We start from the raw sequence: 351 nt of genomic DNA, 5'->3' as shown, positions 1-351 counted from the left end.
ACGCATCTCCAGTGAAATGAGTGGGAAGAGCCCGTCCCTGGACTCGTGTCAGATCAGTCCCTGGTAGGGAAAAGACCCTGCAGGGCGATACTGAAGTTCACCACCAGGAACGGGTTCATGCTGTCGATAGGCAGGCTGCCTCCGACGGGCTGCATGGTTCCGGTGATGGCGGTACTGACGCCCTTCTGCACGACAGGTGCGGTGCCTGCATTGGGCGAAAAGATATTGGCGGAGGTCGGTCCGCTAGTGGAAGCGCCTATGAACGCATTGTCTGTGGTGGGCGCGATGGTCGCCCCGGTCACTGCCGGGTTGGCCAATGTGATGGTGGTGTTTGCGGTAAGCGTGCTCATC

General features: G+C 59.8%; 1 pseudogene. It reads right to left on the bottom strand.

Annotated features, from left to right (window positions below):
* Positions 1–53: 53 nt before the first annotated feature.
* Positions 54–351: pseudogene (locus ALO43_RS09770) on the bottom strand (phage tail protein); the annotation flags it as partial.

Source organism: Pseudomonas tremae, assembly GCF_001401155.1.
GTDB lineage: Bacteria > Pseudomonadota > Gammaproteobacteria > Pseudomonadales > Pseudomonadaceae > Aquipseudomonas > Aquipseudomonas tremae.
The sequence above is the reverse complement of the archived record's forward strand: the minus strand, read 5'-3'. Positions and strand labels throughout refer to the sequence as shown.